At 61.6% G+C, this 14,873-nt stretch carries 20 protein-coding genes; 9 read left to right on the top strand and 11 right to left on the bottom strand.

Annotation, left to right across the window (positions count from 1 at the left end; all coding sequences use genetic code 11):
- Positions 1 to 2: 2 nt before the first annotated feature.
- Both BLV45_RS20050 and BLV45_RS20045 read right to left on the bottom strand, forming a co-directional pair.
- Positions 3 to 569 (bottom strand): isochorismatase family protein, encoded by a 567-nt coding sequence (locus BLV45_RS20050; RefSeq protein WP_090535729.1) that lies wholly within the window; start codon positions 567 to 569, stop codon positions 3 to 5.
- A 29-nt stretch (positions 570 to 598) separates the two neighbouring features.
- A complete protein-coding gene (locus tag BLV45_RS20045; RefSeq protein WP_090535728.1) occupies positions 599 to 1,051 on the bottom strand; it encodes a MarR family winged helix-turn-helix transcriptional regulator in 453 nt (150 codons plus the stop codon).
- 396 nt (positions 1,052 to 1,447) lie between these two features.
- Between BLV45_RS20045 and BLV45_RS20040 the strand changes: the two genes are divergently transcribed.
- The 3 genes from BLV45_RS20040 (at position 1,448) to BLV45_RS20030 (ending at position 4,345) form a co-directional block, all read left to right on the top strand.
- On the top strand, positions 1,448 to 1,855 hold the full coding sequence (locus BLV45_RS20040; RefSeq protein ID WP_245753427.1) for a hypothetical protein: 408 nt from the start codon (positions 1,448 to 1,450) through the stop codon (positions 1,853 to 1,855).
- A gap of 113 nt (positions 1,856 to 1,968) precedes the next feature.
- Positions 1,969 to 2,202, top strand: a complete 234-nt coding sequence (locus BLV45_RS20035) for a hypothetical protein (RefSeq protein WP_090535726.1) — start codon at positions 1,969 to 1,971, stop codon at positions 2,200 to 2,202.
- A 610-nt stretch (positions 2,203 to 2,812) separates the two neighbouring features.
- On the top strand, positions 2,813 to 4,345 hold the full coding sequence (locus tag BLV45_RS20030) for an EAL domain-containing protein (protein ID WP_090535725.1): 1,533 nt from the start codon (positions 2,813 to 2,815) through the stop codon (positions 4,343 to 4,345).
- Positions 4,346 to 4,473: 128 nt separating this feature from the next.
- Here the strand turns inward: BLV45_RS20030 and BLV45_RS20025 are convergent, their stop codons facing one another.
- The 3 genes from BLV45_RS20025 to BLV45_RS20015 form a co-directional block, all read right to left on the bottom strand.
- On the bottom strand, positions 4,474 to 5,202 hold the full coding sequence (locus tag BLV45_RS20025; protein ID WP_090535724.1) for a FadR/GntR family transcriptional regulator: 729 nt from the start codon (positions 5,200 to 5,202) through the stop codon (positions 4,474 to 4,476).
- A gap of 207 nt (positions 5,203 to 5,409) precedes the next feature.
- Complete coding sequence (locus BLV45_RS20020) at positions 5,410 to 5,772, bottom strand: nucleotide pyrophosphohydrolase (RefSeq protein WP_090536297.1); 363 nt, start codon at positions 5,770 to 5,772, stop codon at positions 5,410 to 5,412.
- Positions 5,773 to 6,139: 367 nt separating this feature from the next.
- Complete coding sequence (locus BLV45_RS20015; RefSeq protein WP_090535723.1) at positions 6,140 to 7,123, bottom strand: aldo/keto reductase; 984 nt, start codon at positions 7,121 to 7,123, stop codon at positions 6,140 to 6,142.
- Between the two features lie 153 nt (positions 7,124 to 7,276).
- Here BLV45_RS20015 and BLV45_RS20010 point away from each other — a divergent pair, with 153 nt between their 5' ends.
- On the top strand, positions 7,277 to 8,176 hold the full coding sequence (locus tag BLV45_RS20010) for a LysR family transcriptional regulator (protein ID WP_090535722.1): 900 nt from the start codon (positions 7,277 to 7,279) through the stop codon (positions 8,174 to 8,176).
- Positions 8,177 to 8,320: 144 nt separating this feature from the next.
- Here the strand turns inward: BLV45_RS20010 and BLV45_RS20005 are convergent, their stop codons facing one another.
- Complete coding sequence (locus BLV45_RS20005) at positions 8,321 to 9,325, bottom strand: aldo/keto reductase (RefSeq protein WP_090535721.1); 1,005 nt, start codon at positions 9,323 to 9,325, stop codon at positions 8,321 to 8,323.
- Between the two features lie 77 nt (positions 9,326 to 9,402).
- Positions 9,403 to 9,729, bottom strand: a complete 327-nt coding sequence (locus BLV45_RS20000; protein ID WP_090535720.1) for a carboxymuconolactone decarboxylase family protein — start codon at positions 9,727 to 9,729, stop codon at positions 9,403 to 9,405.
- A gap of 155 nt (positions 9,730 to 9,884) precedes the next feature.
- Between BLV45_RS20000 and BLV45_RS19995 the strand changes: the two genes are divergently transcribed.
- The 3 genes from BLV45_RS19995 to vapC all read left to right on the top strand — a co-directional run bounded on the left by BLV45_RS19995 (position 9,885) and on the right by vapC (position 11,561).
- Positions 9,885 to 10,781 (top strand): LysR family transcriptional regulator, encoded by an 897-nt coding sequence (locus tag BLV45_RS19995; protein ID WP_090535719.1) that lies wholly within the window; start codon positions 9,885 to 9,887, stop codon positions 10,779 to 10,781.
- 128 nt (positions 10,782 to 10,909) lie between these two features.
- The gene (gene vapB, locus BLV45_RS19990; RefSeq protein ID WP_090535718.1) at positions 10,910 to 11,140 is read left to right on the top strand and encodes a type II toxin-antitoxin system VapB family antitoxin; all 231 of its coding nucleotides are present in this window, start codon (positions 10,910 to 10,912) and stop codon (positions 11,138 to 11,140) included.
- Positions 11,141 to 11,147: 7 nt separating this feature from the next.
- Positions 11,148 to 11,561 (top strand): type II toxin-antitoxin system tRNA(fMet)-specific endonuclease VapC, encoded by a 414-nt coding sequence (gene vapC, locus BLV45_RS19985; RefSeq protein WP_322788617.1) that lies wholly within the window; start codon positions 11,148 to 11,150, stop codon positions 11,559 to 11,561.
- A 227-nt stretch (positions 11,562 to 11,788) separates the two neighbouring features.
- On the opposite strand, the gene BLV45_RS19980 is transcribed toward vapC, so the two are convergent.
- Together BLV45_RS19980 and BLV45_RS19975 are read right to left on the bottom strand one after the other, a co-directional pair.
- Positions 11,789 to 12,022: a hypothetical protein gene (locus tag BLV45_RS19980; protein ID WP_090535717.1), complete on the bottom strand. Its 234-nt coding sequence runs from the start codon at positions 12,020 to 12,022 to the stop codon at positions 11,789 to 11,791.
- Between the two features lie 113 nt (positions 12,023 to 12,135).
- The gene (locus tag BLV45_RS19975; RefSeq protein WP_090535716.1) at positions 12,136 to 12,603 is read right to left on the bottom strand and encodes an Lrp/AsnC family transcriptional regulator; all 468 of its coding nucleotides are present in this window, start codon (positions 12,601 to 12,603) and stop codon (positions 12,136 to 12,138) included.
- 135 nt (positions 12,604 to 12,738) lie between these two features.
- Here BLV45_RS19975 and BLV45_RS19970 point away from each other — a divergent pair, with 135 nt between their 5' ends.
- On the top strand, positions 12,739 to 13,368 hold the full coding sequence (locus tag BLV45_RS19970; protein ID WP_090535715.1) for a LysE family translocator: 630 nt from the start codon (positions 12,739 to 12,741) through the stop codon (positions 13,366 to 13,368).
- A gap of 52 nt (positions 13,369 to 13,420) precedes the next feature.
- Here the strand turns inward: BLV45_RS19970 and BLV45_RS19965 are convergent, their stop codons facing one another.
- Complete coding sequence (locus tag BLV45_RS19965; protein WP_090535714.1) at positions 13,421 to 13,594, bottom strand: DUF1289 domain-containing protein; 174 nt, start codon at positions 13,592 to 13,594, stop codon at positions 13,421 to 13,423.
- Positions 13,595 to 13,755: 161 nt separating this feature from the next.
- On the opposite strand from BLV45_RS19965, the gene BLV45_RS19960 reads away from it, so the two are divergent.
- Positions 13,756 to 14,076 (top strand): YnfA family protein, encoded by a 321-nt coding sequence (locus BLV45_RS19960; protein WP_090535713.1) that lies wholly within the window; start codon positions 13,756 to 13,758, stop codon positions 14,074 to 14,076.
- Between the two features lie 168 nt (positions 14,077 to 14,244).
- Here BLV45_RS19960 and BLV45_RS19955 read toward each other — a convergent pair whose 3' ends face one another.
- The gene (locus BLV45_RS19955; RefSeq protein WP_090535712.1) at positions 14,245 to 14,760 is read right to left on the bottom strand and encodes a DUF1993 domain-containing protein; all 516 of its coding nucleotides are present in this window, start codon (positions 14,758 to 14,760) and stop codon (positions 14,245 to 14,247) included.
- Between the last annotated feature and the right edge of the window lie 113 nt (positions 14,761 to 14,873).

The following is a 14,873-nucleotide window of genomic DNA, read 5'->3' as shown; positions in this document are numbered from 1 at the left end:
TTTCAGGCACCCCTCGTTCCGAGCAGATCGATGATGTCTTGAGCCGTGCCCGTTTCGCCCAGCTTCGGAAAGACGTTATTGACGCTGTAGTCGTGCGCCTCGGGGCTCCGGTCCGTCATGGCGTCGCGGGCCAGGGTGACGTTGAATCCCTGCTCATATGCCTGACGGGCGGTCGCTTCGACGCCGGTCCCGGTGGCGACACCGGTGACAACGACCTGGGTTACGCCCAGCGCCTTCAGCCGGTCTTCGAGGTCGGTGCTGGCGAACGCGCCCCAGGTCCGCTTCGTCACGACGATGTCGCCGGGCTGCTGATCGAGTTCGGGGATGAGATCGGTCCACCCGGCCGGCAGGGGTTCGCTGAGACGAGGCCGCTCCGTGCGGCCAGGTGCTGTGCCGGCGACGTTGACGAGGACGACTGGCAGGCCGTGTTGACGGAATGCGTCGGCCAGCGCGCGCGAACGATTCACGACCCCGTCAATGGGATGGATGAAGGTATAGGCGTCGACGATGCCTTTTTGCAGGTCAACGATGATGAGGGCGGTGTTCGGATCGATCGTGGTGAGGGCCATGTGTTTTCCTGAAAGGGTCCGGGATTGGCTCAGAAGTCGGCGAGGCGCTGCAGCAGCTTCACCGCGGCCGCGAGTTCGTCCTGCTCCTGGGGAGACAGTTGTGCTTGCAGGGCACGGAACAACCAGTCGTCCTTGGCGGCCCGGGTGGCTTTGAGTGTTTTCCGGAAAGCGGGGGTCATCGCGATCAGGGTTTGCCGGCCATCGGTCGGGTCGGGTTCGCCACGGATGGCCCCAATAGCTTCCAGACCGGCCACCGTGATGCGCATGGACTGCGGACGCACGCTCTCCGCCCGGGCGAGCGCGGAGACGGTTGCGGGCCCGTCGCGATCCAGGCGGAGGAGAACCGATTTCTGGGCGGAGGTGAAGTCGCCCGGATGCGCCTGCTCCCGCAGCCGTCGAATCAGTTTGCCCACGGAAATGCGCAGCTCACCCGCCAGGGCGGCCAGCTGAGGAGTTTCGGATGTGCTGGATTGTTTGATCATGACCTGACGATAACATGAATACAGTCAATATGTACAGTTTAACTGTAAGTTAATTTGAGCGCGTCGACCATGAGCGACCGTCCGACATGACTTCCTGATTATTCGTAGTCCATTTCATTTACTAAAGAACGCTTGTGCTAAGGGTAAACTCGCAAGACGTCTGAGCAGGCGTTAGTCGTCGGAGCCACATTTCCGCGACGGTTATATGACACAAGGCTTCCTCTGTTCCTTCGTTGCACATCACTTGCATCGAAATGCACCACGCCTGCCTGGGCCGCTATTTTTCATATACCGCGTTTAAGCCGGTGCCCATCCATGACCTGTCAGTCGACGGGATTTAATAGCGTGGAGTGCAGATGGTTACGGCGTAACCGGCCCGTTAATCTTCAGAGAACCTTGCCTGCTGCCGATAGCCGTATCAAAGGAACACACCTGAGCGCCGTCATAGGTTCGAAGGAACAGGATCCATTGCCGGGGACGCCTCGTATGGGAATATCGAACGCTGAAAAACAGCGCCGATTCAGGGCGCGCAATCTCGGGTCTGGTGGCCGCTATGAACGGTTAACCGCAGTCATACCGATAGCGACAAAGCGCAAGCTGGAACGGCTGGCAAGCCATTACAGCTGTACGTTAGCCGGGATGATCGGGATGTTGATTCACGAGCGAACGGTGAGCCTGCTGAATTCCCTGAGCGAAGTCGAGCAGGAGGACTTTTACAGTGAAGCCCCGGTTCATAAGCGTCGCGGCAGCGACATACCGTTGTGTGACACAAACAACCGTTGTGGTCGTCATGAAAAAACGTAGGGAAATCGACCTCGGAGACACGTCCCGATTGATCGGGTTACGGGGACGATTCACTTCTCCATGTCTTCGGAACGGGCGCCGAAAAAGCATTACCTGATTATGGACAGCTCTTGATGTTTATCTACGACAAGTCTCTTCACATGACGGCTCGCGCCCTTGCTCTATCCGTGACGACGATACGCAAAGCACAGAAGAAGAATGATGCTCGCGAATTCCTGGTTGGCACTCCGGATTGGCAAGCTGCGATGGAGGCATTTGGCCACGACGTCATGACGGCACTTGCTGGAAATGCCACGAACATGGTCGCCGAACATGACCTGATCTCGCGTATTGCACGGCAGGAGTAGGCGAATGCGCGTGGCCGTCCGATGAAATGTTCCGGCAATTTTTCACCCATCAGTCCGGAGCTGGGAGTTGAATGTAGTGACGCGTTCGTCCTCGGCGCCGTCCCGGCGTCGGGGAAAGCTCGTTCCTCATTGGACAGGTCGGGACCAGTCCGCGGCCCGGCTGTTTCGGGTTGCTCACCGATTTCCGCCTCGCTACCGGGAATTCCAGAAATGAGGACGGGCAGGGCGTAAGTTGTGCATGCCAGGAAAAGCGGCTGTCAGCCGGACAGGAACCGGCACGGCGTGGCTTCTCCAGCCGCCCGGCCGCGCTATCCGCGGGCAGCCGAAGCGCCGGGCTCAAAGACTGTAAGGGTTGATCGCGCTCGCGACCCATGATCCATGGCATGGCTGGTCGTTCACGCACCGTGCTCCGCGAGTCGCGAATATCGCATCGCTCCCAGGGACGTTCGAGTCGCAGGGGCATAGAACGTTGTGCCCGTTTATCGACCGCCACGTTCTTGACGCTGGCAGGCAAACGATTGCGCGGAATCGCAAAAATCCTTCGCCCGGAAACGCGGGCCCGTAGGGGCGCAATACACCACAACCAATAAAAAAAGGTTCAAGTTGCACCATGAAAGGAGAATCGGAATCATCATCGGCGAGGTTTGGCGAGGCGTCTGTCTCCGAGCTTCAGCAGGGGAGAAAACAGTGGCTGGCAGCCATCTTTTTGACCGCAGTCCTGATTATGTCAGGCGCTCATGCGCGGGAACGTCCGGCGCTTGTATCCGACACCATCGCTTCATCGCAGGCCGCGGAACCGTGGCAATCAGACACCGGTTGCATGAGTCCGCCGGTGCTACTCATCCCGGCGACGCTCGGAGGGGCAACTACACCTCCAATGAAGCTTGTTGATGTCGCGCGGCCGACATGCGGCTCTTTCGCCAGCATGCCAAAGCCGGAAGCCGGAGTTCAACGTTCGTCGTCAAGTCGCGCGTCGACCGATGTTCCGCGGCCGCTCACGGATTCAGGGGCGGGTTTCACCGACACTGAGTCGACCAGTACGAGTGACTTGCCGCCAGTGGTCTCTGGTCGTCCGTTCACGGATCTTGCGCCAGAATTTTCCAATCCTTCGCTGCCTGAAAGCGACCACGACGTGGCTGAACCAGGCAAATGCGGACGCGATCACGCTTGCGACGATGCTGCCGGGCCTGGCCCGGCGAGCGAATCCATGCAGCCGAAGATCAAGCCTGATGTCCGGCCGTTTGCAGGTGTCGGCGTACACGTGAGCAAGCGCGTATTGGTGGGGGTGGCGGTTTGGCTGGTTTTATGGCTTGCTCTTATCCAGGGTTTATGGATGTTCTACAAGCGACACCTGACACCTGAGGCCAGGCTTATTCGTGCCGCCAGGGCGGGGCTAAAGAGGGGCGAGTTCCGTGTGGAATACCAGCCATTGGTCAGCCTGCGCGAGGGGAGGTGCGTGGGGGTCGATGCATTGATCCGATGGGACAATGTGGAATACGGGCGGTTAGGTCCATATCATTACATGGGTCTTATTGAGCGGGAGTCGTTTATCGGCCCCGTCACGCGCTTCATTCTGTCGACTGCGGTTCGCGAACTTGGACCGCTGGTGGCTTCCAGATCGCTGGACATTGGAATCAAGGTTGCCGCCAGGCATGTCGAGAGTCCAACCTTTGTATCGGATGTGATCGGGTCGGCTGAATCGATTCTTCCCCGTCTGGTGCTGCACATGCCTGAAGAACACTGCGCCAGGCCGACAAAAAACGTCCTCGATGCAGTCACTGTGTTAAGAGCCAAAGGGGTGAGGCTGGCGATGTCGGGTGTAACCGCTGTCGAGTCGTACTGGGGCGTTCACAAGGCGTTTAATTTCGATCTGTTAAAGATTGACAGGCGGGTAATGGCGCTCGATGACGTCGAGCGACGACAACGGCTGGCAGCTTTAGTTGATGGAGCCCGGGAACTGGGTTCGATTGTCGTTGCCGAGGGAGTCGAGAGCGCAAGCCATCATGAGGTCGTCAGCCGGTCGGGAGCCGATTATGGGCAAGGGTTTTTCTACGGACGGACGATGGTTCTAAGCCTTCTCGTGACGTTCCTCAACGCTGGCGGAAACTCCTTACGTGGGAAAAGAGTGCGCCCCTGGCAATAATTTCCCGGCTGGCCCAGTCAATTCAGCACGTGGCGGGTGACATGCGCCTGATGTCCCGTGGACGCCCAGGATGCCCGCTTCTCGCAACGCAGCATGCATTGCGAACATCAACCGCTGAAATCAACTATTCACACGGTGTCGCGGCTGGCGATTTCCAGAATGCTCTCGGCGTCGGCGCGCGCGTTGTCGAGCTGGACGAGGCTCGCATGGCGTGCGCCGAGCGCGTCACGACTCTGGATCGCGGTGAGGATCGCCTTGTGGCGTGGCAGTGACAACGCATGCGTGTCGGGGTGCCGGCTCGTCAGCTTGATCGATTCCGATAGCGCAAGCGAAAGCATGTTGCCGATATAGCCCAGCAGATCGTTGTGCGTGGCGGCCATGATGGCGCGATGAAACTTGAGGTCGGGGTCCAGCAGCGCGCTCGCGGTTTCCGCATTTTCCATCTGCTCATAGGCCGACGCGATGCGCGCGAGGTCTTCGCTCGTCGCCGAGGCTGCGGCGAGCGCGGCAGCAGCGGGTTCGATAATGCGGCGCACCGTCAGCAGTGAGCTGAAGAATTCGCCTTCCGGCACGCTTTTGATCGTCCAGTACAGCACGTCGGGATCGAGCATGTGCCATTCCGCGCGCGGCTTCACGACACTGCCGACACGCGGCTTCGAGACAACCAGCCCTTTGGCGACGAGCACGCGTGTCGCTTCGCGCAACACGGGGCGGCTCACGCCATAGCGTTCGCACAGCATCGCTTCAGCGGGCAGGCGCTGGCCCGGCTGCACCTTGCCGCCCACGATGTCCATGCCGAGGTCCTGCACGATGCGGCCATGCAGACTCTTGCGTTCCTGCAGATGACGATAGTCCATGGTTGGCGATTGCGCTTTTTTGCCTGGCCTTTTCCCGCGACGACCCGCACATCGTGCGAGGTCACGTCCGGTTCACTGCCGACGCGGTTCGGGGCCTGTTTCGCGGAACTTCGTTGCGTGATCAAGCATAGCACGCGATCTTCGGGGCTGAGCCTGCCGGCAATGGGACGTTCGTGTTCGGCAACGGCCACGGGTTTCGCGCGGGCTTTATTCGTTGTCGTCGTACTCGGAGTATTTTCGTGCGTCGCCACGCACCTTGCCGGCGGGATATTTCGTGCGATTGATCGCCATCTTGTCGAGCACGGCGGCGAAGAGATCGACATCCAGCTTGTCTGCGAGACGCACGAGATACACGAGCACGTCAGCCATTTCGTGACGGATGGCGGTGAGCTTCGCATCGCTCAGCTCACTCCTGTCGCCGGATACAAGCCACTGAAAAGGCTCCAGCAACTCGCTTGCCTCGACGCTAAGCGCTGTCGCGAGATTCTTTGGCGTGTGGAATTTGTCCCAGTCGCGCTCGTTGACGAACTCACGAACGAGTTCGCGCAATTCCATCAGGTCATTCTGCATTTCGGCGTTTTTCACACTGCTTCCTGTTGCATGTCTGGAATGATCGTTCGGTGCGCATTTCGCGCATGGAGATGCCGGCAGTCGTCCCGCGCGTGGCGTGGCGACATGTCCTCCGATGTTACAGCGCAGTGCGAGCGATGACTGTTTTGCGTGGCGTGCTTCGTACGAATGCACGGGCGGCAGCACGAGCGACTACGCTCAGGATCACGAGTATCCGCAGACTGTGCTCATCGTCAGCTTAGGAGCCAGGGTTAGCGAATCGTCGATCGATCATTTGCATGCTGAAAAATATCCTGCGGCGGGTGTGCGGTAAACGGAAACGGCCGGGGCGAAGCGCTTCGCCCCGGCCGATAAATCCCCCGATAAATCAGCGGTCGATGCGCTGCTGCATGTGGGCCGGGTAACGCTCGCCCACCACGGTGATCTGATGCAGCGCGACTTCGATGGCGGCGAGGTCGTCGGCCGACAGATCGATTGCGGCGGCACCGACGTTCTCGTTCAGGCGATGCAACTTCGTCGTGCCCGGAATCGGCACGATCCACGGCTTTTGCGCCAGCAGCCACGCAAGCGCGATCTGCGCGCGCGTCGCGTCGCGGTCGGTGGCGATCTTTCCGAGCACGTCGACGAGGCCCGCGTTCGCCTTGCGGTTTTCCTCGGAGAAGCGCGGCACGACGTTGCGAAAGTCGGTCTTGTCGAACGCCGTCGTGGCATCGATCGCGCCCGTCAGAAAACCCTTGCCCAGCGGGCTGAACGGCACGAAACCGATGCCCAGTTCCTCGAGCGTCGGCAGCACCTTCTGCTCCGGCTCGCGCCACCACAGCGAATACTCGCTCTGCAGCACCGCTACCGGCTGCACGGCGTGGGCCCGGCGGATCGACTGCGCGCTGGCCTCGGACATGCCGAAGTGCTTGACCTTGCCTTCCTGGATCAGATCCCTGACCGTGCCGGCGACGTCCTCGACCGGTACGCCCGGATCGACGCGGTGCTGGTAGAACAGGTCGATGCGATCGGTTTTCAGACGCTTCAGCGAAGCCTCGGCAACCGCACGGATACGTTCGGGGCGGCAGTCGAGCGGCTTGGTCGAGTCGCCGTCCTGGAAGCCGAACTTCGTCGCGATGACCACCTGATCCCGAAACGGCACGAGCGCTTCGCCGACGAGTTCCTCGTTGACGAACGGGCCGTAGCATTCGGCGGTGTCGAAAAACGTGACGCCCTGGTCGAACGCCGAGCGAATCAGTTTGATGCCTTCGGATTTTTCAGTGGCCGGGCCGTAGCCGAAGCTCAAACCCATGCAGCCAAGGCCGATCGCCGACACTTCAAGGCCGCTGTTTCCTGGTTTGCGCATTTGCATGATGTTTCTCCTTTCGTATCGCCGCGAACCAGCGGTTGGTGGTGCCGGCGAGGTGCCTGTCAGGCGGTTGGGTAGCAGGAGTCAAGCTTAGGCCGTTGTGTTTCTCTCAACAATCTGGCTAGACTTGCACGGGGTATTGAGGAAAATTCATCTATGTCGCGTGCCGGCCTGTCCGAACTCACGGCTTTCGTTGCCATCGCCGAGCAGCGGAGCTTTCGCGCGGCCGCGCGCGTGCTCGGGGTTTCGCCTTCGGCGCTCAGCCATTCGATGCGCGGGCTGGAGGCGCGCCTCGGCGTGCGGCTCTTCAACCGCACGACGCGCTCCGTCGCGCTGACCGAGGCGGGCGAGCAGTTGCTGCGGCGCGCGGGGCCCGCGATTGCCGACCTCGAGGATGCAGTGAACGAAGTCGCCTCGGCGCGCAACCGGCCTTCGGGCTCGATTCGCATCAGCGCGTCGGAATCCGCGGCGCGACCGATCATTCGTGAGGTTCTCCCGGATTTTCTGGCGGCTTATCCCGACATCCACGTCGAGTTCGTCGTCGACACACGGCTCGTGGATATCGTCGCCGATGGTTTCGACGCCGGCATACGCGTTCTCCAGGACGTGCCGCGCGACATGATCGCCGTGCGCTTCGGCCCCGACATGCGCTTTGCCGCCGTGGCGTCGCCAGGCTACCTGTCGCGCCACCCCGCGCCAGAAGCACCGCATGACCTCGCGCAGCATCGCTGCATCCGGTTCCGTTTCGAAAGCGGCGCGCTGTATCGCTGGGATCTCGAACATCGCGGCAAAACCGCCAGCATCGACGTCGACGGACCGATGACGCTCGGCAACCTCAATCTGATGGTCGAGGCGGCGCTCGCCGGCATCGGCATTGCGTGGGTGACCGAACATCTCGTCGCGGCGCATCTGGCTTCGGGCGAACTTGTTCATCTGCTGCCCGAGTGGAGTCCTTCCTTTCCCGGCCTGTGCCTGTATTACCCGGCAAACCGGCACCCGCCCACGGCGTTGAGACTGTTCGCGCAGGCCGTGCGCGACTGGGCAGGCACCCGGTAGCAAGCGTCTTGCATGGGACCCGGGTAGCGCGTCATGGGGCTGGAGCAAGCGCCAAAGTGCCAACTCCAGCCGACACGCGAACGCTGGTCGACAGCAACCGTTTACCCGGCACGCCGTATCGCGCGTGAACGCCCAGGGGGCGCTTTAAACGACGCGTCGTCCTTCGACCGGATAACCCGGATCGGTGTAACCCGGTGTCGACACGTGCCCCGGCGCGACGAGGCTGTCGACGAGTTTTTCGTCGTCGGGGCCGAGTTGCAGCTTCAGCGCCTCGACGTAGCTGTCCCACTGCGCTTCGGTGCGCGGTCCCGCGATCGTCGAACTGATGAGCCGGTTCTTGAGCACCCACGCAAGCGCGAACGCAATCGAAGTCGTGCCGCGCTTCGCCGCGTGAGCGGCGATGGTTTGCGCGATCGCGAGCGATTCCGGCCGCCACTCGGTCTGCTGGATGCGCCGGTCGCCGCGGCCCGCGCGCGAATCGGCGGGCGGCGGCGCGTCGGCCGCATATTTGCCGCTCAGCACGCCGCGCGCGAGCGGGCTGTACGACACGACACCGAGGCCGTAGTGCGAGGCCGCCGGCAGTTGCTCGACTTCCGCCGTGCGGTCGACGATGTTGTAGAGCGGCTCGCTCGCGACGGGCCGGTCGATGCCGAACTGATCGGCGAGACGCGCGATCTCGGCGATACGCCAGCCCTTGAAGTTGGACACGCCGAAATAGCGGATCTTGCCCTGACGGATCAGATCGCCGACGGCGCGCACGCCTTCTTCGAGCGGCGCGTCGGTGAGCGCGCGGTGAAAATACAGGATGTCGATGTAGTCCGTGCCCAGACGCTTCAGGCTCGCCTCGACGGACTGGATGATCCACTTGCGCGATTGCCCCTGTTCATTCGGACCCTGCGACGTTGGGTAGCCGAATTTCGTGGCGACCACCCAGTTGTCGCGCTGCCCGGCGATCGCGCGTCCGACGATCTGCTCGGAGCGGCCAGCGTGATAGACGTCGGCCGTATCGATGAAATTGACGCCCTGATCGCGGGCCTTGTCGATGATGCGCTTCGACGTCGCCTCGTCGGTCTCGCCGCCGAACATCATCGCGCCGAGACACAGCGGCGAAACCTTGAGGGCGCTCTTCCCGAGATACCGGTAATCCATTCTTGATGCTCCATGCAGGGCGAGCCTGCGTCAGAAAATGCCACGAAAATGCCACGAAAAGGGCGGGGGCCGACGTGTCAGACCTTGCGTTCCTCGAACACGCGTCTCGCGATGCCGAGCGCCGTACTGGCGGTGGGCCAGCCCGAATAGAACGCGAGGTGCGTGATCGTCTCGACCAGTTCGTCGCGGGTGATGCCGTTGTCGAGCGCCTTGCCGAGGTGATACGGCAGTTCGTTGGCGCGATAGAGCGCGACGAGGCTTGCGACGGTGACGAGGCTGCGCTCGCGCGGCGAAAGGCCGGGGCGCTGCCAGACGTCGTCGAACAGCACCTGGTCGGTGTAATCCGCGAGCGCGGGCGCGAGATCGCCGAACGCATCGCGCGCGACAGTGGATTGCCGGGTCATGTCAGGTCATCTCCAACGCAGGTCGGGGTTGTGGTCCGTCGCGCGAAAGCGTTGCGCGCGGGTCAGTTCGATCGTCTACAGCACGTAATTTAACGACGGCCGGAGCATGTGACTAGACAGTAGAATCGGCAAACGCTTATGAGTGAGGTTCATGAATGGCACGCGAAAACCTTAACGACCTGCTGGCGTTCGTTGCCGTGGCGCGCGAGCAGAGCTTTACGCGGGCGGCCGCGAAGCTGGGCGTGTCGCAGTCGGCGCTGAGCCATACGATCCGTGCGCTTGAATCGCGGCTCGGGCTGCGTCTTCTGACGCGCACGACACGCAGCGTCTCGCCGACGCCGGCGGGCGAGCGGTTGCTGGCGACCGTCGGGCCACGCTTCGATGAAATCGACGAGGAACTCGCGGCGTTGACCGAGCTTCGCGACAAACCCGCTGGCACGATCCGCATCACCACCGACGAGCACGCCGCGTCCACCATCCTTCAGCCGAAGCTGGCGCAACTGTTGCCGGACTATCCGGACATCAAGGTCGAAATCGTCATCGACTTCGGCCTGACCGATATCGTGGCGCAGCGCTACGACGTCGGCGTGCGGCTCGGCGATCAGGTCGCGAAAGACATGATCGCCGTGCGCATCGCGCCGGATATGCGCATGGCGGTGGTTGGGGCGCCGTCGTACTTCGCGAGCCGGACGCGGCCGAAAACGCCTCAGGATCTGACCGGCCACAACTGCATCAATCTGCGGCTGCCGACGCATGGCGGCCTCTTCGCGTGGGAATTCATCAAGGCGGGGCATGAGGTGAGGGTGCGCGTCGAGGGTCAACTGGTATTCAACGGAACGAACCCGATGCTGCAGGCCGCGCTGTCCGGCTGCGGGCTTGCCTACATTCCGGCCGATCTGGCGCAGCCGTATATCGCCGAAGGGCGGCTCAAGCCGGTGCTCAAGGACTGGTGTCCGGTCTTTCCAGGCTATCACCTGTACTATCCGAGCCGCCGCCAGTCTTCACGCGCGCTGGGCGTGCTCGTCGACGCGCTGCGACATGTTTCTGGGTGATTAACGCAACTAACGGTCAAGTCTTGCGGGCGTCTCCGAGCTGGACCTTCGGCCGGTATATTGCATTGACATATCCGTCATGCCCCTGTAACTGGATATACATTCGACAGTACCCCAAGGAATCCGTCATGGAACAAGGTGCCATTTTCAAAAGCAATCGCAGTCAGGCGGTACGCCTGCCAAAAGCCGTGGCGCTTCCTGACGATGTAAAACGGGTCGACGTGGTGGCCATCGGTCGCATCCGCATACTCACCCCGGCCGGAGAATCATGGGATAGCTGGTTTGATGGTGAAGGGGTCAGTCCGGACTTCATGTCCACGCGCAACCAGCCTGCCAATCGGGAGCGTGAGGGGCTTTGATGCTCAAGTGCATGCTCGATACGACATCTGCATCTTCACCATCAAGAACAAGCCCCATGCGGTTCGCGAAGCGTTCAACCACTACCACGGCCAACTCTGCATCAGCACAGTGACGTTGATGGAGTTGATTTATGGTGCAGAGAAGTCCGCATCGCCGGAGAAAAATCTGGCCGTCGTCGAGGGTTTTGCAGCGCGCCTGGACGTCCTGGACTACAACCATGAGGCGGCCGTGCATAGCGGCCAGCTCAGGGCCGAACTGGAAAAAAATGGCAAGCCGATTGGCCCCTACGACCAGATGATCGCCGGGCACGCCCGGTCTCAGGGCCTGATCCTGGTCACGAATAATCTTCGCGAGTTCGACCGGGTACCCGGTCTACGGGTTGAAGACTGGGTGCAATCGGGCCGGCAATCTGCTCTTTAGTGACGCAAGCCCGGATACGCAGCGCGCTGTTGATGTGTTCTCGCTCATGTAGCGCGCCGTCTCGGGGCGTTTGGCCATAGCGTAGCAATTGGCCAGGCTGTTTCGGGTCGGCGATGATGGCGAGGGAATGGCGGCTACGTACTCTCGGAGTCCTGCCGTCCGATCATCCCGTAGAAGATCTTTTACGCAGATAGCCGCTTAAGTTCCAGGCAGAGCGAAACACCCCACTAGCGGTTACCGTCAAGCAGATCGCCGAGGAGTTCGTCGAATGCGGCCTGTGCGTCTTCGAGTTCCTGTAGCGCAGCGTCGAAGGTCTGCAAAGCCATCTGCGAGGGACGGCCATCGCCCGCGGGCGGGAATTGCGACTGCAACGACGCGAACGCCGTCTGTACCTTCTTTGTCGCGTTGAGCACGCGCTCCATCGCGCTGCTTTCTTCGGCTCGCGCCTGTTCGTGGTTCATGAAAACTCCGTGGATCATCTGGCAAAAATAGTCGGCCGGTGCGCACTATGCCATGGGTCGATGGCGGGTGCGGTCGTCCGTGGTCTTCCGCGGGGTCGTCAGCGGCAGCGGGCTCAGGGTAGCGGCAGACCGCCGTTTGCCTTGATTTCCCGCAGCGACAGCGACGACTCCACGGACGTCACACCCGGCAGGCTGCGTAGCTGATCGCGCATGAACGTGCCGTAATCATCGAGATCGCGCGCGATGACCTGCAGCACGTAGTCTGCGCTGCCCGACACGTTATGACACGACAGGATGCGGGGAATCGCAAGGATTTCGCGCTCGAAACGCGTGGCGACTGCCCGGTCGTGTACGGCAAACCGCACGTAGACAAACGCGACCACGCCGAGCCCGAGCGCCGCGCGCGAGAGCATGGCGCGATAGCGCTCGATGTAGCCGTCGTTTTCGAGGCGCTTCAACCGGCGCGCGCAGGGCGTTTCGCTTAACCCGACGGTTTCGGCGAGACGCGCGTTGGACATGCGTCCGTCCGTTTGCAGCGCGGCCAGGATGGCGCGATCGATCTTGTCGAGATCGTTGCTCATGTATGGATGAAAGCACTATAAAGATGTTGAATTATAGTGTGATACGTCATTACAAGATGCCAATGCCACGAAAATCGCCAGTAATCGCTCCCGCGACGATAGCAAGATAGAGCCCTGTAAAACGCGAGGTTCATCATGGTTTCAGCGCATCTGATGGTCGTTTTTGTTGCCGCACTGGCTGTTGTCTATGCTGTTCCCGGGCCGGACATGGCGCTCGTCATGCAGACGAGTATCGGGCGCGGCGCCCGCAGCGGTTTCGCGGCGGCCGGCGGCCTGGCGATGGCGCGCACGACGCACGTCACGCTGTCCGCATGCGGCGTCGCTGCGCTGTTGCGCAGTGCGCCGTGGCTTTATGAGGTCGTCCGGTATGGCGGCGCGGTATATCTCGCGTGGATCGCGATCCAGATTTTCCGGTCACCGGTTTTCGCATTGCCGGCTGGAGGTGTCGAGGCAGCCGGACAGCGTCCGCTGCGCGCGGCGTTCGTCAAGGGGTTGCTGACCAACCTGTTGAATCCAAAGGCATTGCTGTTCTGCTCGGTGCTGTTGCCGCAGTTCGTTCGGCCGGAGGCGGGGCCAGTCGCGGCGCAGGTGGTGGAACTGGGTGTCGTGCTGTTGCTCATGGGCGCATGTTTTGACGTGGCCTGTGCAGTCGGCGCCGCGCGGATCGCGAACTGGATGCGGACCCATCCGCTCGCACAGACTGTTCAGCGCTGGACGTTTTCTGCCGCGCTGGTCGGCTTCGCATTGCGACTGTCGCTCGACTGAGCGGCGGAGGCGGCGCGACGTGGGAGCCCGCCCAGCGATCAGGCGGGGCGGCTCACCGTTTCAGCTTCGACTGACGGCGCGGCCTGTCGTCGATGATCCTGCGACGGTGTTTGTCGTTCATCTTCTTCCAGCGCTTGCATTCATCGCGCGTGCGAAGGCAGCCAATGCACAGGCCGGTCTTGTCGTCGAACTTGCAGATGTCGATGCAGGGAGACTGGACGGTCATGAAATATCGGGCAGGTCGACGGAGTACGGCGACTTTCGCATGCGCATTGCGCCGCCGGCAAAGTGATTGTGTTAATAAAGGCCACAGGCCGGCCGGCGTTGCTCCAATGCAGCGCTGCGTCTGCCGGCCGACGCATCACACCCATCACCACACGCTCATCGATGAAAACATTCCTGCTCTATGCCGTGACCGCCGTCGCGGAGATCACCGGCTGCTATCTGCCGTGGCGCTGGCTGAAAGAGGGCGGCTCGCCATGGCTGCTCGTACCGGGCGCGCTGAGTCTGGCGCTGTTCGCCTGGCTTTTGACACTGCACGGCACAGCGGCGGGGCGCGTGTATGCCGCATACGGCGGCGTGTATGTCGCGGTCGCGATCCTGTGGTTGTGGGCCGTCGATCAGGTTCGGCCGACGCTGTGGGATATCGCCGGCGTCGCGGTGACGCTCGCCGGCATGGGTATCATCGCGTTCCAGCCGCGGATGTGACCCGCGGCGCACGGCGCGTGCCGTGAGTCGCGCGTCAGGTCGTGCTTCAAATCCTGCTCCAAGCCTTGCTTCAGGCCAGCGCATGACCCGCGTGCGCGTATCGCAGCGCGCGTCATGCGTGGCGACGCATAAAAACGCGTCGCCACTTCCTGCATGGATGTCGCTACATCAACCTGCCGCGTCGCGCCCGAGAAAATCGAGCTTGCCCAGTTCGACGCCGTTATGACGCAGGATGTCGTAAGCGGTTGTCGTGTGAAAGAAGAAGTTGGGCATCGCAAAATGCAGCAGATAGCTGAGGCCGACGAACTCGACCGGCCCCGTGCGCATCTTGATCGTAACCGGACGCGCTTCCGAACCGTCGATCTGCTCCGGCTTGAACTCCTTCAGATAATCAATCGTCTTCTGGATACGGGCGTCGAGTTCGTCGAATGTCTGTTCGAAATCCTCGAATTTCGGCGCTTCGACGCCGGCGAGACGCGCGGCGCAGCCTTTTGCTGTATCGGTCGCGATATAGACCTGACGCTTCAACGGCAGCATGTCGGGGAAAAGGCGGGCGCCAGTGAGCACGAGCGGATCGATCTGCTTTTCCGCCGCATGCGCTTCGGCCTTGCCGAGAACCGCCTGCAGGTTGGTGAGGCCGCGTACGAGTACGGGCACGGATGCTTGATACATTGAAATGGACATGGGAGGTTCCTTTAATTCTTTGGGCGTGCTGCATTCGCAGCGCCGCGCAATCATAGCGCGGTCAGGAATATCGTACCGGGGGCGGCTGGCGTTGCAAACTGGCCGGACGGCCA

The organism is Paraburkholderia sartisoli (assembly GCF_900107685.1).
Taxonomy (GTDB): Bacteria; Pseudomonadota; Gammaproteobacteria; order Burkholderiales; family Burkholderiaceae; genus Paraburkholderia; species Paraburkholderia sartisoli.
The sequence above is the reverse complement of the archived record's forward strand: the minus strand, read 5'-3'. Positions and strand labels throughout refer to the sequence as shown.

Bases quoted from the DNA above. Each gene is read 5' to 3' on its own strand.
- BLV45_RS20050 (WP_090535729.1), bottom strand. From the start codon at position 569: ATGGCCCTCACCACGATCGATCCGAACACCGCCCTCATCATCGTTGAC.
- BLV45_RS20045 (WP_090535728.1), bottom strand. From the start codon at position 1,051: ATGATCAAACAATCCAGCACATCCGAAACTCCTCAGCTGGCCGCCCTG.
- BLV45_RS20035 (WP_090535726.1), top strand. From the start codon at position 1,969: ATGTTTATCTACGACAAGTCTCTTCACATGACGGCTCGCGCCCTTGCT.
- BLV45_RS20030 (WP_090535725.1), top strand. From the start codon at position 2,813: ATGAAAGGAGAATCGGAATCATCATCGGCGAGGTTTGGCGAGGCGTCT.
- BLV45_RS20025 (WP_090535724.1), bottom strand. From the start codon at position 5,202: ATGGACTATCGTCATCTGCAGGAACGCAAGAGTCTGCATGGCCGCATC.
- BLV45_RS20020 (WP_090536297.1), bottom strand. From the start codon at position 5,772: ATGCAGAATGACCTGATGGAATTGCGCGAACTCGTTCGTGAGTTCGTC.
- BLV45_RS20015 (WP_090535723.1), bottom strand. From the start codon at position 7,123: ATGCAAATGCGCAAACCAGGAAACAGCGGCCTTGAAGTGTCGGCGATC.
- BLV45_RS20010 (WP_090535722.1), top strand. From the start codon at position 7,277: ATGTCGCGTGCCGGCCTGTCCGAACTCACGGCTTTCGTTGCCATCGCC.
- BLV45_RS20005 (WP_090535721.1), bottom strand. From the start codon at position 9,325: ATGGATTACCGGTATCTCGGGAAGAGCGCCCTCAAGGTTTCGCCGCTG.
- BLV45_RS20000 (WP_090535720.1), bottom strand. From the start codon at position 9,729: ATGACCCGGCAATCCACTGTCGCGCGCGATGCGTTCGGCGATCTCGCG.
- BLV45_RS19995 (WP_090535719.1), top strand. From the start codon at position 9,885: ATGGCACGCGAAAACCTTAACGACCTGCTGGCGTTCGTTGCCGTGGCG.
- vapB (WP_090535718.1), top strand. From the start codon at position 10,910: ATGGAACAAGGTGCCATTTTCAAAAGCAATCGCAGTCAGGCGGTACGC.
- BLV45_RS19980 (WP_090535717.1), bottom strand. From the start codon at position 12,022: ATGAACCACGAACAGGCGCGAGCCGAAGAAAGCAGCGCGATGGAGCGC.
- BLV45_RS19975 (WP_090535716.1), bottom strand. From the start codon at position 12,603: ATGAGCAACGATCTCGACAAGATCGATCGCGCCATCCTGGCCGCGCTG.
- BLV45_RS19970 (WP_090535715.1), top strand. From the start codon at position 12,739: ATGGTTTCAGCGCATCTGATGGTCGTTTTTGTTGCCGCACTGGCTGTT.
- BLV45_RS19965 (WP_090535714.1), bottom strand. From the start codon at position 13,594: ATGACCGTCCAGTCTCCCTGCATCGACATCTGCAAGTTCGACGACAAG.
- BLV45_RS19960 (WP_090535713.1), top strand. From the start codon at position 13,756: ATGAAAACATTCCTGCTCTATGCCGTGACCGCCGTCGCGGAGATCACC.
- BLV45_RS19955 (WP_090535712.1), bottom strand. From the start codon at position 14,760: ATGTCCATTTCAATGTATCAAGCATCCGTGCCCGTACTCGTACGCGGC.